This is a genomic window from Stenotrophomonas sp. 10N36 (assembly GCF_056395005.1).
The window spans coordinates 1-21033 of record NZ_JBFTIS010000030.1 but is presented as its reverse complement, the minus strand read 5'-3'; the positions used below and the strand labels follow the sequence as shown (position 1 = coordinate 21033).

Sequence of the window (21033 nt, the reverse complement as noted above, 5' to 3'; positions counted from 1 at the left end):
GACAACGGCGGCACGCGGCCGCGTGGCATCAGGACGCTATCGGGGGGCGCAGCAGGCTCTCGGGCGGTTGCGTGCGCAACTGCGCGACCAATCCGGCCGGCACACTGTGCGCCGGCGCGGTGGGCAGGATCCACGGCAGTGACGCCATCGGCAGCACGCCGCCGTGGCCGTGGCAGTGGCCGCAATGCACCAGTGCGTGCAACAGGTCGCCGTCGGCCGGATCGGGTTCGGCATCGTCCGGCAGCGCGGTGTCGGCCGGGGCCGCGTCGCTGTGCAGGCTGATATGGATGTCGGCCAGTGCCGACGCCGTGGCCGTGCCGAACACGCCCAGGCCCACCGCCACCAGCATCAGCAGGCGCAGCAGCAGGGACGGACGGGGGCGGGCGTGGCGGAACATGCCGGCAGGGTAGCGGGCGGCTTGCCCGTTACACAATCGCAGCACGGCGCGATGGTTCACGTTGACGGGATCGGCCGCGTGACGGCCGATCCCGTAAGGGTCAGCTGGCGGCCTTGCGCTGGGCGATATAGGCCTGGATCTGCTGCTCCAGCACCGGCAGCGGCACCGAGCCCTGCTTGAGCACGGCATCGTGGAAGGACTTCACGTCGAACCGGTCACCCAGCTCCTGCTCGGCCTGTGCGCGCAGGCGCACGATGGCGATCTCGCCCAGCTTGTAGCTCAGCGCCTGGCCCGGCCAGGAGATGTAGCGGTCCACTTCGGTGGTCACTTCATGCTCGCTCAGCGCGGTGTGGTCGCGCAGGTAGGCGATGGCCTGCTCGCGGGTCCAGCCCTTGTGGTGCACGCCGGTATCGATCACCAGGCGCGCGGCGCGCCACATTTCGTAGGTCAGGCGGCCGAAATCCTCGTAGGGGGTCTCGTAGATGCCCATCTCCACGCCGAGCTTTTCGCAGTACAGGCCCCAGCCTTCGCCATAGGCGGAGATGTAGGCGTTGCGGCGGAACTCGGGCTGCTCGCCCTGCTCGGCCGCCAGTGCACCCTGCAGCGCATGGCCGGGGTCGGATTCGTGCAGGGTCAGGGCCGGCAGGTTGTACAGCGGGCGGGCCGGCAGGTTGTAGGTGTTGAGCCAGTAGGTGCCCATGCCACCGCGACCGGCGGTCCAGAACGGGGCGATGTCCGGCGGCACCGGCACGATGGTGAAGCGTGCGCGCGGCAGGGTCATGTACTTGCCGATCACCCCGTCCACGCGCTTGGAGATCCACGCGGCGCGGTGCAGCAGTTCGTCGGGGGTCTTGGCGTAGAACTGCGGGTCGGTGCGCAGGAAGGTCAGGAACTGCGCGAAGCTGCCCTTGAATTCCACCTGCTTGATGATGCCGTTCATTTCCGTCTGGATGCGCGCCACTTCCTTCAGGCCGATCTCGTGGATCTGCTGCGGGGTGAGGTCCAGCGTGGTGTATTCGTGGATCTGCTGCTTGTAGTACGCCTTGCCGTCGGGCATCGCTTCGGCGGCCAGGGTGGTGCGCGCCTGCGGCACGTACTCGCTGACGAAGAAGGTGCGCAGCTTGGCGAACGCCGGCACCACGCTGCCACCGATGGCCTGCCGCGCCTGTTCCTGCAGCTGCGCCTGCTCGGCCGCGGGGATGCTGGCGGGCAGCTTCTTGAAGGGCGCGTACAGCGGCGAGGCGGTCGGGTCCTTCAGTTCGGACACGGTGGCGATGGACACTTCGCGCCCGTCCAGCACCGCGCGCGGCACGCTGAAGCCGCGCTTGAGCCCGGCCCGCATGTTGTCGGTCTGCTGGTCGAAGTAGCGCGGCACGTCGTTGAGGCGGGCGATGTAGTTGCGGTAGTCCTTGGCGGTCTTCATCTCGCGGCGCGCCATGAAGGACAGGTTGGACCAGAACGAGGAGTCGGCGTTGAACGGCATTTCATAGCCGCGCAGGCGCACCTCGGCGGCCAGGTTGAAGACCTGGTCGCGGTAGATGGCGAAGTTGATCTGGTTGTCGGCCGAGAGCGCCTTCGGGTCGATCGTGCCGAGCTTGGCCAGCACCTCGTCCCAGACCTTCAGCCGGGCCTGCTGGGCGGCCGCGCCCACGTCGGGCATGCGGGTGGCGTTGGCCGGGCCGTCGCCGTCTTCGCTGGCTTCACCACCGCCGTCCTGGCGCCACTTCCATTCGGTTTCGTAAATGCTGCGGAACTGCGCATCGGCGGGGCTTTCCGCCGCCAGGCTGGCCGGTGCGGCCGCCGGTGCAGCGGGCGGGGCGGCCAGAACGGCGCCGGCAGGAAGAGCCAGGGCGAGCAGCAGCGCGGTGACGAGGGGCGATTTCACGATCAGCGGTTCCCGGTGGACGGCAAACCCCGATCATGGCACCCGGCGAAGGGGCCGCGCATGGATCAAAGGTCCTGTCCGCTTCGCGGGCAGAACCAGGGGGCGCGCGCGGCCCATGTCCCCGACGCCGGCCGCGTTACGGTCCCGATCTCCCATCCAACGTTGCCCCCGTCCGAAGACGCCGTGCCGACCAACGGTCGGCACCTACCGCGAGAGAGGCACCCACCGGGGAAGAGACCGGCACCCACCGGACACAAACCGGTAGCCACCGACCGTTGGTCGGTGGGCCCACCCTCAATGCGGCGCCTTGTCCCGCTTCCACCCACGGTGGGCGATATCCAGCTTCAGGCTGTACAGCGCGGTGAACGCCGGGAACAGGTTCTGCAGCACGCCCACCGAGTCCTGCTTGGCCGAAAACAGGAAGTAGCTCAGCGTCATCAGGCTGCCGACCACGCTCATGTACCAGAACAGCCGCGGGATAACCGGCTTGCCGGCACGCCGGGAGGCCACGAACTGGACCAGCCAGCGGCCGCCGAACATCAGCGCGCCGGTGTAGCCGATCAGCTTCCAGCCGGTCACGTGCAGGCCGGTCCAGTACAGCCAGGTCAACGGTTGGTCGAGCCAGTGCAGCTCCATCAGCGTTCTTCCACGGCGGTGCGCTTGCTGCGCGTGATCAGCCAGGCCACCCCGCGCAGGTCGCGGATGCCGACCAGCGCGCGGCCCAGGTTGGTGTACTTGGACACCCCGGCGGTGCGGTGACGGTGGTTGACCGGCACGCTGAGGGTTTTCCAGCCGGCGCGCTGCATCAGCGCCGGCAGATAACGGTGCATGTGGTCGAAGTACGGCAGGTCCAGGAACGCCTCGCGCTCGAACAGCTTGATGCCGCACCCGGTATCGGGGGTGTCATCGCGCAGCATGCGCGCGCGGATGGCATTGGCCCACTTGCTGGCCCAGCGCTTGCTGCCCGAGTCCTGGCGGTGCACCCGCCAGCCGGCGAACAGCTTCACCTGCGGCGCAGCCGCGGCGCGCGCGGCCAGCAGCTTGGGAATATCAGCCGGGTCGTTCTGACCGTCGCCGTCCAGCGTGGCGATCCAGGGCGCGCGCGCCTGCTTGACGCCGGTGCGCACCGCCGTGCTCTGCCCGCTCTGGCTGACATGGTGCAGCACCCGCAGCTCGGGGTGGGTGGCCTTGAGCCCCTGCAGCACCGCCAGGGTGTCATCGCGCGAGTGGTCGTCGACGTAGACGATCTCGAACACCACCTGCCCACGCAGCGCGGCGGTGATCTCCTCGATCAGGGGGGTCACGTTGTCGCGTTCATTGAAGACGGGAACAACAACCGACAGCTGGGGTTGGCTCATGGTCGGGCTCTGCGGAGGGCCAGGATCGAAAACGAGCGCGCATTTTCCGCACCCGAGGTTATCCGAAGATGAATCCGCAGATGTGTGTCAGGCGTGATTACCGAAATAATCGCGGCACCAGGCCACCACCGGAGGCAGTCCCTGCTCGATCGGCGTGGCCGGTTCATAGCCGAACGCGTCACGGGCGCGCGTGGTATCGGCCATGGTGCGGACCATGTCGCCGGGCTGCATCGGCTTGTACACCTTGTGCGCCGGGCGTCCGGCCGCCGCTTCGATGACCCCGATGAAGTGCTCGAGTTCGATCGGCGTGTGGTTGCCCAGGTTGAAGACACGGTGCGGGACATCCTCGCTGGACGGATGCGCCAGCGCGCCGAGGATACCGGCCACGATGTCGGAAACATGTGTGAAGTCGCGCTGCATTTTTCCGTCGTTGAACACGTCGATCGGGCGCCCGGCCAGCACCGCGCGCGAGAACAGCAGCGGTGCCATGTCCGGCCGGCCCCAGGGCCCGTACACGGTGAAGAAGCGCAGGCCGGTCGCGCGCAGGCTGTACAGCTGCGCATAGGTGTAGGCCATCAGCTCGTTGGCGGCCTTGGTGGCCGCGTACAGCGAACGCGGCTTGTCGATGCGCTGGTCTTCGGAGAACGGCGGGGTGGCCGAATCGCCGTACACCGAACTGCTGGACGCATACACCAGGTGCGCCACGCCACGGTGGCGGCACAGCTCAAGCATGTTGACGAAGCCGACCAGGTTGCTGTCCACGTAGGCGTGCGGGTTCTCGATCGAGTAACGCACCCCGGCCTGCGCGGCCAGGTGGATCACCCGGGTCGGCTGCACCTCGTCGAACAGCGCGGCCAGGCCGTCGCGGTCGGTCAGGTCGAGCACGCGGATATCGGCATCCGGACACAGCGCGGCCACGCGGTCGCGCTTGATCTGCGGATCGTAGTAGTCGTTGTAGTTGTCCAGCCCGACCACCGTTTCACCGGCATCGAGCAGCGCGCGGACCGTGTTGGCCCCAATGAAGCCGGCAGCGCCGGTGACGAGGATGGTCATCGCAGTAGTCCTGGAAATACGGGGAACAGCATAGCGGTGCGGTATGTCACTCAGAACAGGCCGAAGCGCTTCCTGGCAACGTTGACCCGGCCCGGCTCGATGATGTCGCTGACGCCCTTGGCATCGAAACGGTCGAGCAGCGCGTCACTGCCCTTCTTGAGCTTCAGCGCCATTTCTTCGGGGTACAGCGGCACCAGGGACATGAACACGATGGTCTTTTCATCGTCGATCACCAGGTGGCCAAAGTCCTCCGGGGCGTTGACCGGGGGCAGCACGATCACGCCGTCGAAGCCGACGCCCGGCGCATAGGGCGCGGGCGGATCGAAGTTGGGAATGGTGTGGCCGAAGCCCAGCCAGGTGTCGAACTTGTGCGGCAGCCGCGCCATCATCTTGAGCAGGCGGATCGGCCAGTAGTGGCGCTCGTCCTCAAGGTCGGCCTGCTGCAGCGGCCAGTCAGCCGGCAGGGTCACCATCAGCTCCATGTACCGCGGCGCGTCGACGTCGTCGGACAGGGTCATCGGCAGGTCACTCATGCCCGATGTGACCAGCCGCAGATGCGGGAACGCCTCGGTGGCCGGCACCACGTGCACGTCGATGTGCACCGCGTCGGACACGATCTCGTGGAACACGCTCGAGACCGGGCCAAGGTGCCGTTCGATATGGGCGCTGATCTGCTCGATGCACACCTCACCCGCCGCCGGTGCGAAGTCGCGGGGCCGGGTGTGGGTCAACAGGGGACTGCCGCCCGGGCTGACATCGTCGTAGGTATCGCTCATCCATCCCTCCTTGTGGGCCGCCACCGGCTGCCGGGACTGCGTCACCACAACGTGAGCGGCGCATCCTTGGCCAGCGTGGCCTTGCGTTCCTTGCTGAAATCCCACCACGGGCGGGGTGCCTCGCCCTGCAGGAAGCGCACGATCGACAGGAACACATCGATCACGCACGGGTCATGCATCACCCCGGTGCGCATGCAGAGCTGCGCATACATGTCGTAGGCATCGCGGCCGCGCAGGTGCGCGGGCACACGGATACCGATCAGACGCAGATCTTTCTCACAGGCCGGCCCGACATTCGGCAGGTCGGTCAGACGCAACAGATGGTTGCGGTCGACCTTGGCAGGGTTCATTGCGGGGGGAGGATCCTCTTGCGCCGGCGGGGGACTCAGCCCTTCTGTGCGCGCAGTCGTTCGAGCACGCCATCCAGCGTGTCCAGGTCGGTGTAATGGATGATCAGCTTGCCCTTGCCGCCACGCCCGTGGTTGATCGCCACGCGGGCGCCCAGCGATTCGGACAGCTCGGTTTCCAGCGAGGCGATGTCGGCCTGCGGCGCGCTGGCCGCCGGCTTCTTGCGCAGCGAACCGGGCACCTTGCCGGCCGCGAACTGCTGCGCACGGTGTTCCACTTCGCGCACCGACCAGCCCTGGTCGGCCGCTTCCTGGGCCAGCTTGCTGGCCAGTTCCGGGGCCAGGGTGAGCAGCGCACGCGCATGGCCCATTTCCAGCCGACGGGTTTCCAGCAGCAGGCGGATCGCGATCGGCAGCTCAAGCAGGCGCAGCAGGTTGGACACCGCCGCGCGCGAACGGCCCACGGCCTGGGCCGCCTCGGCATGGGTGAGCGCGAACTCGCTGATCAGGCGCTGCAGCGCTTCGGCTTCTTCCAGCGGGTTGAGGTCTTCGCGCTGGATGTTCTCGATCAGCGCCATCGCGATGACGGTGCGGTCTTCCAGCTCGCGCACCACCACCGGCACTTCGTCCAGGCCGGCCAGCTGCGAGGCGCGCCAGCGACGTTCGCCGGCGACGATTTCGAAACTGTCCGGTCCGAGCTGGCGGACCAGGATCGGCTGGATCACGCCCTGCGCCTTGATGGATTCGGCCAGCTCGGCGAGCTTGGTTTCGTCCATGTCGCGGCGCGGCTGGTACTTGCCCGGCTGCAGCTGGCCTACCGGCAGCTTGCGCAGCACTTCACCCGGCATGGGCTCGATCACCGCGGCCGCCTGTACCTGGGTCACCGCACCCTTGGGGCCCAGCAGCGCATCGAGGCCGCGGCCGAGGCCGCGTTTCTTGCCGAGGGCGGGCTTGGTGCTCATCAGGCGGTCTCCAGGGCTTTATCGGCCGTGTTGCGTTGTTGGTGGCGGCGGATGATCTCGCCGGCCAGGCCGAGGTAGGCAACGCCGCCCCGCGAGGCGCGGTCGTATCCGACGATGCTCTGCCCGTGGCTGGGTGCTTCGGCCAGGCGCACGTTGCGCGGCACGATGGTGCGGAACACGCGGTCGCCGAAGTGTTCGGTGAGCTCGGCCGACACCGCGTTGGCCAGGTTGTTGCGCACGTCGAACATGGTGCGCAGCACGCCCTCGATCTCCAGGCTGGGATTGAGGTTGGCGCGCAGCGCTTCGATGGTTTCCACCAGCGCGCTCAGCCCTTCCAGCGCGTAGTACTCGCACTGCATCGGCACGATCACCGAATCGGCGGCGGCCAGGGCGTTCAGGGTCAGCAGCGACAGCGCCGGCGGGCAGTCGATCAGGATGAAGTCGTACTCGTCACGGACCGGGGCCAGGGCGCGCTTGAGGCGCTGCTCGCGCTCGCCCTGGTCCATCAGCTGGATCTCGGCGGCGGTCAGGTCGATATTGCCCGGGAGCAGGTCGAACCCTTCCGGGGTGGTGACCCGGACTTCGGCAGCGGTGGCTTCGCCCAGCAGCAGGTCGCAGGTGGACGCGGCGACTTCACGCTTGTCCACGCCGCTGCCCATGGTCGCATTGCCTTGGGAATCCAGGTCGACCAGGAGCACGCGCTTGGGTGCAGCAGCCAGGGAGGCGGCCAGATTGACGGCGGTCGTGGTCTTGCCGACGCCACCTTTCTGGTTGGCGATGGCGATGATGCGGGCCATGCGTGTGAGCCTCATCGGCAGGGAGTGGGACTGGTCATTATGCGTATATGGGGCGTGTCATGCACTGTGAGATGCGCGCCGACAGGCGCCCGCGACCTCGATGGGGCGCCTGGCATGCGCCCGGTGGACAGCGCAGCGGCAGCTGTGGCGGGCGTTGCCGCCGATATGAGGGCGCGCGCGCAGCCGCAGGCCGGCGCGCGCCGGAGACCGGTCAGGGACCGGCCACCACCACCAGATGGCGCTCACCGGTCAGGCCGGGCACGTGCAGCGGCAGCACCTGTTCGACCGTCCAGCCGGCCGGCAGCTGGGCAATTTCGTCATGCGGGTGCACGCCTTTCATGGCCAGCAGGCGGCCGCCCGGGCGGAGCAGATGACCGCCGACGGCGATGATGCCGGCCAGGGTATCCATGGCGCGGGCGGTCAGGTGGTCGTAGGCGCCGGGTTCGGCAAGCGCTTCGGCCCGCGATTCGGCCACGCGGGCATTGGTCAGGCCGAGCTGGCGCACGGCTTCGCGCATGAAGCGCGCCTTCTTGCCGTTGCTTTCGACCAGGGTCACCTGCAGCTGCGGGCGGGCGATGGCCAGCGGGATGCCGGGCAGGCCAGGGCCGGTGCCCAGGTCGGCCAGGGTGCCGGCCTCCAGGTAGGGCTGCATGGCCAGCGAGTCGAGCAGGTGGCGGGTGACCATCTCCAGCGGGTCGCGGATGGCGGTGAGGTTGTAGGTGCGGTTCCAGCGGTCGAGCAGGGTCAGGTAGGTCAGCAGCGGCGGCGCCAGCGCGGCGTCCAGCTGCATGGCGGCCAGGCCGCGCTCAAGCGCATCGGCCACGCCGGCAGGGAGAGTGTGTTCTTTCATGCCGCCATTATCGCACCCCGGTAGAGCCGACCGTTGGTCGGCTGCGCAGCACCCGTAACCCGGATCGACGGCCGGCTGGCCACCCCCGGTAGAGCCGACCGTTGGTCGGCTGCTCTCCCCATAAACCCGACCGTCGCCCGGGCGGCCCCTCTCACATCACATGCCACGCCAGCGCCGCGCGGAAATCCGCCGCCGCCTGCCATTCGTGCAGGTGCCAGCGCCCCGCGTCGCCCAGCTCCGGGTCGCACCAGGCCAGGTGCAGGCGGCCTTCAGCGTCCGGGGCCAGCTGCAGGCGGTGCAGACCAAAGGAAATGCCCTGCCCCTGCGCCTTGAGGATGGCTTCCTTGGCACACCAGACCCGGAAGAACCACGGATTGCGGGTGGCTTCGTCCAGCCCCAGCAGCCAGGCAACCTCGGCCGGATGGAAGAAACGCGCGATGATTTCCACCATGCGCGGGCGCGGGCGCAGCGGCTCCAGATCCACGCCCAGCCGGACGCCTTCGCCCATCGCCACCAGCAGCAGGCCATGGCTGTGGCTCCAGCCGGTGCCGATGTGCGCCAGCGGGCCGTGCAGTTCGGGGCGGCCGCGGGCGTCGCGCTGCAGCGGCAGGGTGTCCGGCGTGCCACCCAGCTGGTCGGCCAGCAGTACCCGGGCCTGCGGCTCACCCCGGGTGCCGTTGACGTGCGGCAGGCACCAGACCGTGACCGGTCCGAACTGCCACGGCCCCCCGGGAGTGGTCGGCAGGGTCATGCCGACACCCGGTGAGGACGGCTGCACGGTGATTTCACGGGGCCTACCGTCAACTGGCCGTGTCGTTCACGCAAACCGGGAGTCACCGCTATGGGCATCATCATCTGGCTGATCGTCGGCGGCATCGTGGGCTGGCTTGCCAGCATCATCATGAAGCGCGACGCGCAACAAGGCATCATCCTCAACATCGTGGTCGGCATCATCGGCGCCTTGCTGGCCGGTTGGCTGTTCGGCGGTGGCATCAACGAAGCGATCACGATCCGTACGTTCCTGTTCTCGTTGATCGGCGCGGTGATCCTGCTGGCGATCGTGAATCTGTTTACGCGTAGAAGCGTCCGGTAAGCCCGACTGTTGGTCGGTACACGGCGGTTCGAACGCCGATTGTGCAACAAGGCCCGGCACTGCCTGGCCTTGTTGTATGGGGTGCCTCACCTTGCGGGCCAGCCGGCGCCCGGCATTACCCCAGCTGCACCCACGCCGGGGCGTGGTCGCTGGGGCGGTCCCAGGTGCGCGGCTCGCGGTCGATGCCCGAGGCGAGCGCGCGCGCCTTGAGCGCATCCGAAACCAGGGTCAGGTCGATGCGCAGGCCCAGATTGCGGCGGAAACCGGCCGCGCGGTAGTCCCACCAGCTGAACACGCCTTCTTCCTCGCTGTGCAGGCGGAAAGCATCGTGCAGGCCCAGCTTCAGCAGCTTGTTGAGGGCGCCGCGCTCGGCGGTGGAGGTCAGGATGTGGTTCTCGTTCCAGACCAGCGGGTCGTTCACATCCCGCGCGTCCGGGGCGATGTTGAAGTCGCCCATCACCACCAGCTCGGGGTAGCGGGCCAGCTCGGCCTCGACCCAGGCGTGCACCGCTTCCAGCCAGCGCAGCTTGTAGGCGTACTTGTCGGTGCCCACGTCCTGGCCGTTGACCACGTACAGGTTGATGATGCGCACGCCGTTGACGGTACCGGCGATGGCGCGCTTCTGCTCATCCTCGAACCCGGGAATGCCGATCTGCACGTCCTGCGCCGGTTCGCGCGACAGCAGCGCGACGCCGTTGTAGGTCTTCTGCCCGGCAAACACGCTGCGGTAACCCAGCCCGGCCAGCACCGCATCGGGGAACTTGTGGTCCTCCATCTTGGTTTCCTGGATACCGACCACGTCCGGCGCGAACGCCGTGAGCCATTGTTCCAGGTGCGGCAGGCGCACGTTGAGCGAATTGACGTTCCAGGAGGCGATTTTCATGCGCGCCATTCTACCGGGTAGCCACCGACCGTTGGTCGGTGGGCGCGGCAATGCCGGCCGCTGGCCGGCAACCCCGTGCAACCCCGGCATCGCGGACATGCATCACCGTTGCGCAGGCTACGCTGTGGCCCCCGACCGCACCGAAACCCCCATGGACGCAGACGCCTTCGTAGCCAAGTGGTACGCCGAGAAAGAACAGCTGCTGGCCGCCGCCTGGGCCCCGGGCACGGAATCGGCAGCACGGATCGCCGCGATGGCGCTGTCACCCACGCAGGCACAGCAGTTGCGGGACATGCTCGATGTGTTCGCCACCGACGCCATGTACACGCTGCTGCTCGGGCTGGATGGCAGCGCCGCGTTGGGCGGCGACCAGCGTCACTACACCGTGTTGGACGAAGACGGTTCGGTGATCGCCGAAGAAGGCGATCTGGAGGCGGCCGCCTACGCGTGGTTCCACGAAGGCCGCTCCTCGCGCTGACCCCCTCCGCAACGGGGCCGTGCTACCGGCTGCGGGTCAGCGCACCAGCGCCTTGAGCATCCCGGCGATCTTCGAATACGGCGGTTTGAGCAGGTCACTGGCGGCCCAGCGCGACTGCCACAGGATCGGCAGCTGCTTGCTGAGCCCATCGAAGCCGGCGCGGCCGTGGTAGGCGCCCATGCCGCTCGGGCCGACGCCGCCGAACGGCAGGTCATTGATGGCGAAGTGCAGCAGGGTGTCGTTGACGGTGATACCGCCGGCCACCACCTGCCCGAGCACGCGTTCAACCGTGTCGCGCTGCTGGCTGAAGACGTACAGTGCCAGCGGCCGATCGCGCCCCTGCACCTCGGCCAGGGCGGCGTCCAGGCTGGGATACGCGCAGACCGGCAGGATCGGGCCGAAGATCTCCTCCTGCATCAGGTCCAGGTCGGCCGGCGGGTCGAGCACGATGGTCGGCACGATCAGGCGTTCGCGCGCGGCACGTTCGGGATCCACCGTGGCCAGCTCGATCACCGGCACGCCGCGCTCACTCGCCTGGTCCAGGTAGCCGCGCAGACGCTGGTACTGGCCGTCGTGGATGATGCGGGTGTAGTCGGTGGCGTCGCTGAAATCACCGTAGCGCGCACGCACCTGGGTCTGCAGCTGCTGCACCAGTTCGCGCTGGCGGGCGCCATCGATGAGCACGTAGTCCGGGGCGATGCAGGTCTGGCCGGCGTTGAACCACTTGCCGGTGGCCAGGCGCGCGGCCGCCTTCTCCAGCGGGTAATCGCTGCACACGATGGCCGGCGATTTGCCGCCCAGTTCCAGGGTCAGCGGGGTGAGGTGTTCGGCGGCGGCGGCCATCACCTTGCGGCCGATGGCTGTGGAGCCGGTGAACACCAGGTGGTCCAGCGGCGAGCCGGCCAGCGCACTGGCCAGCGCACCGTCGCCCTGCACCACCGCCACGCGGTCGGCCGGGAACACCTCGGCCAGCAGTGCCTGCAGGAACGCGCTGGTGCGCGGCGTATGTTCGGAGGGCTTGAGAATGACGTGGTTGCCCGCGGCAATCGCGGTGGCCAGCGGAATCAGGGCCAGGTTGACCGGGTAGTTCCACGGCGAGATCACCGCGACCACGCCCAGCGGTACCGCACGGGTCTGCGCGCGCGCCGGCCAGAACCGCCAGCCCACGCCGACCCGGCGCGGTCGTGCCCAGCGGCGCAGGTGCTTGAGAAGGTGGTCGATGTCGCCGAGCACGGTCATGCCGTCGGCGATCATGGATTCGTGGGGGGAGCGGTGGCCGAAGTCGGCCGAGATGGCCTCGGCCATCTGCGGCAGGCGCGCCTTGAAGGCCATGCGCAGGCGCAGCAGGTCATCGCGGCGCTGCGCCAGCGACGGGCGCCTGGCCAGCCAGGCGCTGCGCAGGGCCTGCAGAACAGCGGGGAGTTCGGCCGGGGTGGTGGTGGTCATGTGCCGATTGTAGGGTCGAACCATGCTCGGCTCCCATGCCAACCTTCACAGGTTAGCTTAGGGCATCTATGCACTACACCACCGTACATGGCACATGAGAACCTGAGCCAAAAATGAGTCATATGCGCCAGTGACAGTCGGTCATGCCACTTACTCTCTTCCCGCTCGCGAAACCACGTAACCTCCCAGAGATTGACCGAGGCTTTGCCAATGCTGGAGGCAAGAGCATTGGAAAATAAGGACGTCCACCATTGCATTCATTCTGACGCCAGTGGCAATTGGTGGTTCTGATGCTAAAGGCAGCCGTTACCTCCGGTGCCATCGAATCCAGACCCGGGAATGCAAGACAAATGCGTCACCCTCTGACCTTGCGACAAGACTATGTGTAATTTCGTACTTACTTCATTGTCTGGCACCGCCACTACCATCAGGATGTGCATCCGCCATGTCTTTGGTCAAGTTGATGATGCGAGAGTTTCCTTTACTCCTTATGGGCTGCTTTCTGATGGTAGAAGCCGCCCAGAGTGCCTCATCACCCATCGATTACGCGCAGGTCTACAAGGCTGACGTCGCTAGGATGCAGGGCCATTGGGTTCGCTATGTGATGGCATCCGATTACCCATGCTTCACAATTCAATTGTTCAAGACGGAAAGGCTGGATGCCCTTACACACCAGAAGACGATCTGTTCGGTTGGAAAATTGAAATTTTACAGCGACTTCACGGATGTCAGCATCAAGGAAGTTGAATTCAAGTCCGATCATTTACGAATTGAAATTGGCTTCACGCCTCTTAGCCCTGTTGGCGAAGAGATACTGGAGTGCTCGATCTCAATCCGAAACAGGGCGATCGGAGATCTGTTGTGCTGAAGTTTCTGCTGATGTCGCTGGGATTTGTACTCTGCGCCGGTTTTTCCGTGCTGAGCAGCCCCGCCCAAGCTGCGCAACGACCCATCAACTATTCGAAGGTCAAGAAAGCAGACATGGAAAGGGTCCGGGAGCATCTTCTGGTCAGATATGTGCTGACCTCAGACGATCCTTGCCTGACGATCCAGTACCTGAAGCCCGGTCATCCAGGCGTGTTCCTTCGGGAGAAGACCATCTGCTCTCTCGGAGCAGCCAGGTTTGATCGCGACTTCACGTTGGTGGATTTCAAGTCGATTGAGTTTGCTAATGACCATCTGCATATGGAAATCGAGTTCATCCCTTCCCGAAGGGGGCGCAAGTCGATCAGGGAGTGCGTCATCCGCTTGAACCCTGATTCCATCGATGACCTGGAGTGTTGGCGATGACAGTAGTGATGATGGCGCTGTCTCCTGCACCACCAACACCCGAGCGCCATGAAACTCCCACTGTGCTGGACGTTGCGCTTGAAGACATCGCCTGAGTGGGCGATACCTTGGCCACAACTGTAGGCGAGCTTTCAGGTAATCCCCCGCCCGGCGCCACTATCACCAAGGTGCTCAGCGCACTGGAGCAGCGGCTGGCGCACACGTCATGTCACCCCGCCAATTCCATCGACGCGAACGGTTGCTCGCTTGACCAGATATGCAATGCGCCCGCTGTGGAAGGGCTTTTCCCCAACTATTCTGCAGGATCGCCGGTAGTGCGGTGGGATCGGTGTGGGCGTCGCTCATGGGCCGACTATAGCGGCACGCTGCGTGAGCGCGTGTCACCGGTAGTGCCGGCCGCTGGCCGGCAACCTCGCACGTGTGTCCGAAAGCGCATGGAGAGCCGGCCAGCGGCCGGCAGTACGTCGCCTTCGGAAGGGTGTGCGTGGTTGCCGGCCAGCGGCCGGCACTACCGGGGACGAAAAGGGCCGCGATTCGCATCGCGGCCCCTTGGTCATACCGTGTGGCGCACCGTTACTTGGTGATGTCCACCCCGCGCGTTTCGCGCAGGAACAGGCCGCCCACCACGACCGTCATCAACGCGATGATGATCGGGTACCACAGGCCGTAGTAGAGGTTGCCGGTACCGGCCACCAGCGCGAAGGAAATCGCCGGCAGGAAGCCACCGAACCAGCCGTTGCCGATGTGATACGGCAGCGACATCGAGGTGTAGCGGATGCGGGTCGGGAACAGCTCGACCAGGTAGGCGGCGATCGGGCCGTAGACCATGGTCACGTACAGCACCAGCAGCCACAGCATGAAGATCGTGCCGGGAATGTTGACGCGTGCGTTGTCGGCCTTGGCCGGGTAGCCGGCGGTGGTCAGGGCGGTCTTCAGTTCGGCACCGAACGCATCGGCCTTGGCTTTGCCCTCTTCCTTGGTCAGGCCGGCGGCCTCGTAGGAGGTGACGCTGGCACTGCCGACATTGATGATCGCCAGCGAACCGGCACCGGTCGGCTTCACTTCATACGGCACGCCTGCCTTGGTCAGCGCGGCGGTGGCCACGTCGCAGGAGCTGGTGAACTTGCGCATGCCAACCGGATCGAACTGGAACGAGCAGGTGTTCGGATCAGCCACCACCAGCGCCGGCGAATTGGTGCGGGCTTCTTCGATGGCCGGATTGGCGAAGTGGGTCAGGCCCTTGAAGATCGGGATGTAGGTGATGGCGGCCAGCAGGCAGCCGGCCAGGATGATCTTCTTGCGGCCGATACGATCGGACAGCCAGCCGAAGAAGATGAAGAACGGCACGCCCAGCGCAAGCGCGGCGGCGATCAGCAGATAGGAGGTGGTGGCGTCGACCTTGAGCATGCTGCTCAGGAAGAACAGCGCGTAGAACTGGCCGCCGTACCACACCACGGCCTGGCCGGCCGCGGCACCCAGCAGCACCAGCAGCATCAGCTTGAGGTTGCCGCCCTTGAGGCTGTCACGGAACGGGGTCTTGGAGCCCTTGCCTTCGGCCTTCATCTGCTGGAACAGCGGCGACTCGCTCAGCTGCAGGCGGATCCACACCGACACGCCCAGCAGCACGATGGACACCAGGAACGGAATGCGCCAGCCCCAGGCTTCAAAGGCTTCGTTGCCCAGGAAGTAGCGGCAGGCCAGGATGATCAGCAGCGACATGAACAGGCCCAGCGTCGCGGTGCACTGGATGAAGCTGGTGTACAGGCCACGCTTGTCAGCCGGCGCATGCTCGGCCACGTAGGTGGCCGCGCCACCGTACTCGCCGCCCATCGCCAGGCCCTGGGCCAGGCGCAGGATGATCAGGATCACCGGCGCGGCAAAGCCGATCGACGCGTAGTTGGGCAGCACGCCGACCAGGAAGGTCGAGATGCCCATGATCAGGATCGTGACCAGGAAGGTGTACTTGCGACCGATACGGTCGCCCAGGCTGCCGAAGAAGGCCGCGCCGAACGGACGCACGAAGAAGCCGGCGGCGAAGGCCAGCAGGGCGAAGATCATGCCCGTGGTTTCGTTGACGCCACTGAAGAACTGCTTGGCGATGATCGCCGCGAGCGAGCCGTACAGGAAGAAGTCGTACCACTCGAAGACCGTCCCCAGGCTGGACGCGAAGATGACCTTCTTGTGTCCCTGGGTAAGCGTGGCAGGTGCGGGTGTTGTTGACATGGGAAGCATCCCCTCGGTAGTGCCGACCGTAGGTCGGCAATCGCAGTGTTGGTCGGGTGGTTTCTAGTTGTGTAGGTGCCGACCGTTGGTCGGCACACATTTTTTAGAAGCTGTACTTCGTGGTGAACTGCAGGCGGTTGATGTCGCCCTTGCGCCCGTCCTCGATCTCGCGCACGCCGTACATGTACTCGGCACCGATATCGACCTTGGGCATCGGCGTGTAGAAGATGTTGCCGCGGATGCTCTGCACGCTCTTGGTGACCAGCGGGCCCAGGCTGCCGTCGTTGTCGTAGTCGCTGCGGGCGTAGATCAGGTTGGTGCGCAGCTTCGGGGTGAACGCATGGCGCCAGCCCACGTAGCCGGCCAGCACACCGGTCGGATTGAGCTCGTCGCGGGCGATGTCATAGGCGGTATCGGCGGTGACGCCCAGGCCCACGTAGCGGGCAATGCCTTCGCCGCCACTGACCTGGTAATGCAGCGTATCGCTGCCGCCCATCACCCACTTGCCGCCCAGGGTCAGGCCGCCGCCGATCTTGTCGGCCTTGGCGCCGGTGGTCTGGTTGTCGATCTGCAGCTGGCGCACCACGCCGCCCACGCCGAAGGTGCCCCAATCGCCCTTCCAGCCGTAACGCAGGGTCAGGTCGGGCAGCGCACCGCGGTCGGAGTTGCTGGCCACATTCGTCCACGCCCCGGTGATCGGGTTGCGGGTGCCGGTCAGCACAGTGGTTTCCGGGTTTTCCAGCGCGACGCTGAAGCCGCCCTGGGTGTAGCGGATCTGCGCCTGGCGCACGAACAGCACGCCGTCGGTCGGCCCGACGAAGTCGGCTGCTTCGGGCAGCGAGGCGGCGTCCATGAAGTTGGACCAGGTCTGGCCGGCCAGCCAGTTGTTCCAGTACATGTACGCGTGGCGCAGGGTCACGCCGTAGGTATTGGTGGCGGTCTGGTTGCCCAGCGAGTTGCCGAAGAAATCCATCTCGAAGAACGCGCCGGCCTTGTTGCCGCCTTCGCTGACGTTGTCGATGCCCAGGTTGAAGCGCGAGAACTTGGCGTGGGCGTTGTAGTCCACGTCCGAGCGCTTGCCGCTGCCGCCGGCACCGGCCACCGGGGTCTGGCCCGGCAGGTACAGCGCGCGGCCGGTGGCGTCGTCGGCCAGCTGGCCATCACCGGTCTGGGTGGCCATGAAGTCGGCCTTGATGAAGCCACCGATCTTGACCGTGGTACCCGGCGCGGCGCCCGGCGTGATGGTGGTGACCTGGATCGGCTGCTTGCCGGCCGGCACCTGCGCAGCCAGCGGCTGCTGGGCCTGCACGGTCTTCACCGCGGTGACGTCGGTCTGGGCCTGGCTGATCTGGGTCTGTTGCTGCTGGCTGGTATTGACCAGCATCTGCACCTGGCGCTCCAGCTCGGCGATGCGTGCTTCCAGCGCCTTCTCTTTGGCGGTATCGGCGAATGCGACGCCTGGTGCGATCAATGCAACGAACAGGGCGGCCGCCAACGGCCGGCGTGTCGTCTTCAATAAACGGTGGCTCATGTTGCCCTCTCTCCCGGGTGGCAATGCGAACGCCGCGCTGGGCACGGTCGAGCCGACAGTGGGGCCGCCCCGCCTGCAAGGGCTATTGGCCATTAGTCGTACTCGCCCGCCGGGCGAGCACGACCCGGACGCCAACGGCGACCGGCAGGTGCCACAGGCACCTGGGCAGGTACCGACCGTTGGTCGGTACGCTCTTCCTCACAGATGGCGCAACGCCCCCTTCCCACGGGCCAAAACGCGCCCGACACCCGCCGACAGCCGCTTGCTGCCCACACCGCACGCGCCAACCTGACCCGTTCCCCACGTTCCTGCCGCGTTCGACCATGGTCTAACCACCCAGCCACCGCGAAGCAGGGTGGATGCGGCAAACTGAGGGGGAGAGGTCGCACCTTATGTTGCGACCGCACAACCCAAGTCCTGTTGCAAGTGAGGGTGCCATGGCCGATCTTTACCCCGTCAAGGCGGATTTTTCCGCCAAGGCGCGCATTGACAAGAACACGTACGAAACGCTCTACCGTGAGTCGATCGAGCATCCGGATGCTTTCTGGGGCAAGGCCGCGCAGCGCCTGCAGTGGTTCAAGCAGCCGACCACGATCAAGAACGTCAGCTACAACCTCGATGATTTCCGCATCAAGTGGTTCGAGGACGGCGAGCTCAACGCCAGCGTCAACTGCCTGGACCGCCAGCTCGAGCAGCGCGGCGACAAGGTTGCGCTGTTGTTCGAACCGGACAGCCCCGACGCGCCGTCGCAGGGCGTCACCTACCGCGAGCTGTACGAACGCGTGTGCCGGTTGGGCAATGCGCTGCGCAACCTGGGCGTGCAGAAGGGCGACCGGGTCACCATCTACCTGCCGATGATCGTCGACGCTGCCGTGGCCATGCTCGCCTGTGCGCGCATCGGCGCGGTGCACTCGGTGGTGTTTGGCGGCTTTGCACCGAACTCGATCGCCGACCGCGTCATCGACTGCGCCAGCAAGCTGATCATCACCGCCGACGAAGGCCTGCGCGGTGGCCGCAAGATTCCGCTCAAGGCCAACGTGGATGCGGCACTGAAGCTGCCCGGCACCACCACCGTGGAGACCGTGCTGGTGGTCCGCCACACCGGCGGCGCGGTGGACATGCAGGCCCCGCGCGACCGCTGGTTCCACGATGTGGTCGATGCGCAGCCGGCGCAGTGCGAACCGGAGCGGATGAACGCCGAAGACCCGTTGTTCATCCTGTACACCTCCGGTTCCACCGGCAAGCCCAAGGGCGTGCTGCACACCACCGCCGGTTACCTGCTGTACGCGTCCTACACCCATGAAGCGGTGTTCGACCTGCGCGAGGACGACATCTACTGGTGCACCGCCGACGTGGGCTGGGTCACCGGCCACAGCTACATCGTGTACGGCCCGCTGGCCAACGGCGCCACGTCACTGATGTTCGAGGGCGTGCCGAACTTCCCGAACACCTCGCGGTTCTGGGAGGTGATCGACAAGCACCAGGTGACCATCTTCTACACCGCGCCCACCGCCATCCGCGCGTTGATGCGGGAAGGCGAGGCACCGGTGAAGCGCACCTCGCGTGCGTCGCTGCGCCTGCTGGGCAGTGTCGGCGAGCCGATCAATCCCGAAGCGTGGCGCTGGTATTACGAGGTGGTCGGCGACAGCCGCTGCCCGATCGTGGACACCTGGTGGCAGACCGAAACCGGCGGCATCCTGATTTCCCCGCTGCCGGGCGCCGTCGATCTCAAGCCGGGTTCGGCCACCCTGCCCTTCTTCGGCGTGCAGCCGGCGCTGGTCAATGCCGAAGGCGAGATCCAGGACGGCCCCACCGAGGGCAACCTGATCATCCGCGATTCGTGGCCGGGCCAGATGCGCAGCGTGTACGGCGATCATCAGCGCTTCATCGACACGTATTTCCGCACCTACCCGGGCAGCTACTTCACCGGCGACGGCTGCCGTCGCGATGAAGACGGCTACTACTGGATCACCGGCCGCGTGGACGATGTGATCAACGTGTCCGGCCACCGCATCGGTACTGCCGAGGTGGAAAGCGCGCTGGTCTCGCACCCGAAGGTGGCCGAAGCGGCCGTGGTCGGTTTCCCGCACGACATCAAGGGCCAGGGCATCTATGCCTATGTCACCCTGATCGCCGAAGAAACGCCGAGCGATGCACTGCACAAGGAACTGATCGCCTGGGTGCGCAAGGAGATCGGACCGATCGCCGCGCCCGACCACCTGCAGTGGGCGCCGGGCCTGCCGAAGACGCGCTCGGGCAAGATCATGCGCCGCATCCTGCGCAAGATCGCCGAGAACGCGCCGGACCAGCTGGGCGACACCTCGACCCTGGCCGATCCGTCGGTGGTGGCGTCGCTGGTGGAAGAGCGCAAGGTGAAGTAAGGGTCGCCACATCGCATTGGCGCTGTCGCTCCCACGGTCCGCAAGCGGACCGTGGGCCCCTTCTCACCGTCACTCGCGCTCCGCCCCCTGACTCAGGGGCTGTCATCTCGATGCACTCGTTCCGTTACGTCGTGTCACCCCTTTCGCAACATGGCCCCCACCATGACAACCCTTCTGATTGCCGACGACCACCCGCTGTTCCGCGAAGCCCTTCGCGGGGCCGTGCAACGCGTCATTCCCGGCGTGCAGCTGTTTGAAGCCGACAGCGTGGAAGCGCTGTACCAGCTGGCCGACCAGCACACCGACGCCGACCTGGTCCTGATGGACCTCAACATGCCCGGTGCGCAGGGCTTCAACGCGCTGGTGCACATGCGCGCCCTGCACCCGCAGCTGCCGGTGGTGGTGGTGTCCGCGCGCGAAGAGCCCACCGTGATGCGGCGCGCGCTGGACCATGGTGCGTTCGGCTTCATTCCCAAGTCCGCCGATTCGGACACGATAGGCCATGCGCTGGGCACCATCCTCGATGGCGAAACCTGGGCCCCGCCGGAAGCACACAACGTGCCGCCGACCGGGCGCGAGGAACGCGAAATCGGCCAGCGCCTGCGCGAACTCACCCCGCAGCAGTTCCGCGTGCTGCAGATGCTGGGCGCCGGCCGTCTCAACAAGCAGATCGCCTACGACCTCAACGTGTCCGAGGCGACGATCAAGGCCCACGTCACCGCGATCCTGCGCAAGCTGGGCGTGACCAACCGCACCCAGGCCGTGCTGATGGCCGGCAAGCTGGCCATCGACGACGAACAGATCGTGTTGCCGCCGGAAGAGGATTGAGGGGGCGGTCGGTTGCGTATCCACGTGGCGACGAGGGCGGTGTGCGTGATGTGAGACCGGTAGGGTCGCGCCCCGGCCGACTGCCGATGCGGCCCCCACGTTCGATATCGGCATGACGTTTGAACGGCGCCGGCTTTGGCGTCTGCTTCGTTGGGGGTCATGCCATTCCCGAACGCTGCACGTGTATCGACAGTCGGCTGGGGCGCGACCCTACCGGTGGTTCTCTGGCCAGTTGATGATGCGTTTGTGCGGGCCGCTGCGTCGCGGTGATGTGCGAACGGTGGGGAAATTGCGTGGTGTGCAGACAAGGGCAGCCGACCAACGGTCGGCTCTACCCGTCGAGGGTGCGGCGGTTGCATATCCACGCTGCGACGGTCTGGGTGTGCTTGACCCCAGCCGGTAGGGTCGCGCCCCAGCCGACTGCCGATGCGGCCCCCACGTTCGATATTGGCATG

The 21033-nt window shown here is 66.3% G+C and carries 21 protein-coding genes; 6 read left to right on the top strand and 15 right to left on the bottom strand.

From position 1 onward, the window contains the following. Nucleotides 1-28 precede the first annotated feature (28 nt). From AC1DCJ_RS19460 to AC1DCJ_RS19410, 11 genes are all read right to left on the bottom strand, one after another. A complete protein-coding gene (locus tag AC1DCJ_RS19460) occupies nucleotides 29-397 on the bottom strand; it encodes a DUF2946 family protein (RefSeq protein ID WP_478071712.1) in 369 nt (122 codons plus the stop codon). Nucleotides 398-497: 100 nt separating this feature from the next. After that, on the bottom strand, nucleotides 498-2282 hold the full coding sequence (locus AC1DCJ_RS19455; RefSeq protein ID WP_478071711.1) for a DUF885 domain-containing protein: 1785 nt from the start codon (nucleotides 2280-2282) through the stop codon (nucleotides 498-500). A gap of 294 nt (nucleotides 2283-2576) precedes the next feature. Further along, a complete protein-coding gene (locus tag AC1DCJ_RS19450; protein WP_038685475.1) occupies nucleotides 2577-2918 on the bottom strand; it encodes a lipid-A-disaccharide synthase N-terminal domain-containing protein in 342 nt (113 codons plus the stop codon). Next, nucleotides 2918-3640, bottom strand: coding sequence for a glycosyltransferase family 2 protein (locus AC1DCJ_RS19445; RefSeq protein WP_478071710.1), 723 nt, complete (start codon nucleotides 3638-3640; stop codon nucleotides 2918-2920). Before AC1DCJ_RS19445 ends, AC1DCJ_RS19450 begins: the two co-directional genes overlap by 1 nt. 87 nt (nucleotides 3641-3727) lie before the next feature. Next, the gene (locus AC1DCJ_RS19440) at nucleotides 3728-4693 is read right to left on the bottom strand and encodes an NAD-dependent epimerase/dehydratase family protein (RefSeq protein ID WP_313425188.1); all 966 of its coding nucleotides are present in this window, start codon (nucleotides 4691-4693) and stop codon (nucleotides 3728-3730) included. Nucleotides 4694-4743: 50 nt separating this feature from the next. After that, a complete protein-coding gene (locus AC1DCJ_RS19435) occupies nucleotides 4744-5469 on the bottom strand; it encodes a suppressor of fused domain protein (RefSeq protein WP_141058850.1) in 726 nt (241 codons plus the stop codon). Nucleotides 5470-5510: 41 nt separating this feature from the next. Beyond that, the gene (locus AC1DCJ_RS19430; RefSeq protein ID WP_137190815.1) at nucleotides 5511-5819 is read right to left on the bottom strand and encodes a helix-hairpin-helix domain-containing protein; all 309 of its coding nucleotides are present in this window, start codon (nucleotides 5817-5819) and stop codon (nucleotides 5511-5513) included. Between the two features lie 35 nt (nucleotides 5820-5854). Continuing rightward, nucleotides 5855-6778: a ParB/RepB/Spo0J family partition protein gene (locus AC1DCJ_RS19425; protein ID WP_038685464.1), complete on the bottom strand. Its 924-nt coding sequence runs from the start codon at nucleotides 6776-6778 to the stop codon at nucleotides 5855-5857. Next, nucleotides 6778-7575 carry a ParA family protein gene (locus tag AC1DCJ_RS19420; RefSeq protein WP_038685462.1) on the bottom strand — a complete coding sequence of 266 codons (798 nt, stop codon included), beginning with the start codon at nucleotides 7573-7575 and terminating at the stop codon, nucleotides 6778-6780. Before AC1DCJ_RS19420 ends, AC1DCJ_RS19425 begins: the two co-directional genes overlap by 1 nt. Nucleotides 7576-7786: 211 nt before the next feature. Next, nucleotides 7787-8425: a 16S rRNA (guanine(527)-N(7))-methyltransferase RsmG gene (gene rsmG, locus AC1DCJ_RS19415; protein WP_038685460.1), complete on the bottom strand. Its 639-nt coding sequence runs from the start codon at nucleotides 8423-8425 to the stop codon at nucleotides 7787-7789. Between the two features lie 151 nt (nucleotides 8426-8576). Further along, a complete protein-coding gene (locus tag AC1DCJ_RS19410; RefSeq protein WP_478071709.1) occupies nucleotides 8577-9176 on the bottom strand; it encodes a 4'-phosphopantetheinyl transferase family protein in 600 nt (199 codons plus the stop codon). Between the two features lie 90 nt (nucleotides 9177-9266). Here AC1DCJ_RS19410 and AC1DCJ_RS19405 point away from each other — a divergent pair, with 90 nt between their 5' ends. After that, nucleotides 9267-9518: a GlsB/YeaQ/YmgE family stress response membrane protein gene (locus tag AC1DCJ_RS19405; protein ID WP_038685456.1), complete on the top strand. Its 252-nt coding sequence runs from the start codon at nucleotides 9267-9269 to the stop codon at nucleotides 9516-9518. Nucleotides 9519-9633: 115 nt separating this feature from the next. On the opposite strand, the gene xth is transcribed toward AC1DCJ_RS19405, so the two are convergent. Continuing rightward, the gene (gene xth / locus AC1DCJ_RS19400; protein ID WP_038685452.1) at nucleotides 9634-10401 is read right to left on the bottom strand and encodes an exodeoxyribonuclease III; all 768 of its coding nucleotides are present in this window, start codon (nucleotides 10399-10401) and stop codon (nucleotides 9634-9636) included. Nucleotides 10402-10552: 151 nt separating this feature from the next. On the opposite strand from xth, the gene AC1DCJ_RS19395 reads away from it, so the two are divergent. Then, nucleotides 10553-10879 (top strand): hypothetical protein, encoded by a 327-nt coding sequence (locus AC1DCJ_RS19395; RefSeq protein WP_313425200.1) that lies wholly within the window; start codon nucleotides 10553-10555, stop codon nucleotides 10877-10879. Nucleotides 10880-10915: 36 nt separating this feature from the next. Here the strand turns inward: AC1DCJ_RS19395 and AC1DCJ_RS19390 are convergent, their stop codons facing one another. Beyond that, nucleotides 10916-12325, bottom strand: coding sequence for a coniferyl aldehyde dehydrogenase (locus AC1DCJ_RS19390; protein ID WP_478071708.1), 1410 nt, complete (start codon nucleotides 12323-12325; stop codon nucleotides 10916-10918). 445 nt (nucleotides 12326-12770) lie between these two features. On the opposite strand from AC1DCJ_RS19390, the gene AC1DCJ_RS19385 reads away from it, so the two are divergent. Next, nucleotides 12771-13193 (top strand): hypothetical protein, encoded by a 423-nt coding sequence (locus AC1DCJ_RS19385; RefSeq protein WP_478071707.1) that lies wholly within the window; start codon nucleotides 12771-12773, stop codon nucleotides 13191-13193. Then, nucleotides 13187-13615, top strand: coding sequence for a hypothetical protein (locus AC1DCJ_RS19380; RefSeq protein WP_478071706.1), 429 nt, complete (start codon nucleotides 13187-13189; stop codon nucleotides 13613-13615). Before AC1DCJ_RS19385 ends, AC1DCJ_RS19380 begins: the two co-directional genes overlap by 7 nt. A gap of 573 nt (nucleotides 13616-14188) precedes the next feature. On the opposite strand, the gene AC1DCJ_RS19375 is transcribed toward AC1DCJ_RS19380, so the two are convergent. Next, on the bottom strand, nucleotides 14189-15838 hold the full coding sequence (locus AC1DCJ_RS19375; RefSeq protein WP_141058847.1) for an MFS transporter: 1650 nt from the start codon (nucleotides 15836-15838) through the stop codon (nucleotides 14189-14191). Nucleotides 15839-15941: 103 nt separating this feature from the next. Next, complete coding sequence (locus tag AC1DCJ_RS19370) at nucleotides 15942-17369, bottom strand: DcaP family trimeric outer membrane transporter (protein WP_141058846.1); 1428 nt, start codon at nucleotides 17367-17369, stop codon at nucleotides 15942-15944. Between the two features lie 437 nt (nucleotides 17370-17806). On the opposite strand from AC1DCJ_RS19370, the gene acs reads away from it, so the two are divergent. Together acs and AC1DCJ_RS19360 are read left to right on the top strand one after the other, a co-directional pair. Next, nucleotides 17807-19750: an acetate--CoA ligase gene (acs, locus tag AC1DCJ_RS19365; RefSeq protein WP_448134759.1), complete on the top strand. Its 1944-nt coding sequence runs from the start codon at nucleotides 17807-17809 to the stop codon at nucleotides 19748-19750. A gap of 162 nt (nucleotides 19751-19912) precedes the next feature. Continuing rightward, complete coding sequence (locus tag AC1DCJ_RS19360; RefSeq protein WP_038685440.1) at nucleotides 19913-20578, top strand: response regulator transcription factor; 666 nt, start codon at nucleotides 19913-19915, stop codon at nucleotides 20576-20578. Nucleotides 20579-21033 lie beyond the last annotated feature (455 nt).

What these genes read in the sequence shown, in the direction of transcription:
- AC1DCJ_RS19460 (WP_478071712.1), bottom strand. Translation starts at nt 397, where the DNA reads ATGTTCCGCCACGCCCGCCCCCGTCCGTCCCTGCTGCTGCGCCTGCTG.
- AC1DCJ_RS19450 (WP_038685475.1), bottom strand. Translation starts at nt 2,918, where the DNA reads ATGGAGCTGCACTGGCTCGACCAACCGTTGACCTGGCTGTACTGGACC.
- AC1DCJ_RS19445 (WP_478071710.1), bottom strand. Translation starts at nt 3,640, where the DNA reads ATGAGCCAACCCCAGCTGTCGGTTGTTGTTCCCGTCTTCAATGAACGC.
- AC1DCJ_RS19440 (WP_313425188.1), bottom strand. Translation starts at nt 4,693, where the DNA reads ATGACCATCCTCGTCACCGGCGCTGCCGGCTTCATTGGGGCCAACACG.
- AC1DCJ_RS19435 (WP_141058850.1), bottom strand. Translation starts at nt 5,469, where the DNA reads ATGAGCGATACCTACGACGATGTCAGCCCGGGCGGCAGTCCCCTGTTG.
- AC1DCJ_RS19430 (WP_137190815.1), bottom strand. Translation starts at nt 5,819, where the DNA reads ATGAACCCTGCCAAGGTCGACCGCAACCATCTGTTGCGTCTGACCGAC.
- AC1DCJ_RS19425 (WP_038685464.1), bottom strand. Translation starts at nt 6,778, where the DNA reads ATGAGCACCAAGCCCGCCCTCGGCAAGAAACGCGGCCTCGGCCGCGGC.
- AC1DCJ_RS19420 (WP_038685462.1), bottom strand. Translation starts at nt 7,575, where the DNA reads ATGGCCCGCATCATCGCCATCGCCAACCAGAAAGGTGGCGTCGGCAAG.
- rsmG (WP_038685460.1), bottom strand. Translation starts at nt 8,425, where the DNA reads ATGAAAGAACACACTCTCCCTGCCGGCGTGGCCGATGCGCTTGAGCGC.
- AC1DCJ_RS19410 (WP_478071709.1), bottom strand. Translation starts at nt 9,176, where the DNA reads ATGACCCTGCCGACCACTCCCGGGGGGCCGTGGCAGTTCGGACCGGTC.
- AC1DCJ_RS19405 (WP_038685456.1), top strand. Translation starts at nt 9,267, where the DNA reads ATGGGCATCATCATCTGGCTGATCGTCGGCGGCATCGTGGGCTGGCTT.
- xth (WP_038685452.1), bottom strand. Translation starts at nt 10,401, where the DNA reads ATGAAAATCGCCTCCTGGAACGTCAATTCGCTCAACGTGCGCCTGCCG.
- AC1DCJ_RS19395 (WP_313425200.1), top strand. Translation starts at nt 10,553, where the DNA reads ATGGACGCAGACGCCTTCGTAGCCAAGTGGTACGCCGAGAAAGAACAG.
- AC1DCJ_RS19390 (WP_478071708.1), bottom strand. Translation starts at nt 12,325, where the DNA reads ATGACCACCACCACCCCGGCCGAACTCCCCGCTGTTCTGCAGGCCCTG.
- AC1DCJ_RS19385 (WP_478071707.1), top strand. Translation starts at nt 12,771, where the DNA reads ATGTCTTTGGTCAAGTTGATGATGCGAGAGTTTCCTTTACTCCTTATG.
- AC1DCJ_RS19375 (WP_141058847.1), bottom strand. Translation starts at nt 15,838, where the DNA reads ATGTCAACAACACCCGCACCTGCCACGCTTACCCAGGGACACAAGAAG.
- AC1DCJ_RS19370 (WP_141058846.1), bottom strand. Translation starts at nt 17,369, where the DNA reads ATGAGCCACCGTTTATTGAAGACGACACGCCGGCCGTTGGCGGCCGCC.
- acs (WP_448134759.1), top strand. Translation starts at nt 17,807, where the DNA reads ATGGCCGATCTTTACCCCGTCAAGGCGGATTTTTCCGCCAAGGCGCGC.
- AC1DCJ_RS19360 (WP_038685440.1), top strand. Translation starts at nt 19,913, where the DNA reads ATGACAACCCTTCTGATTGCCGACGACCACCCGCTGTTCCGCGAAGCC.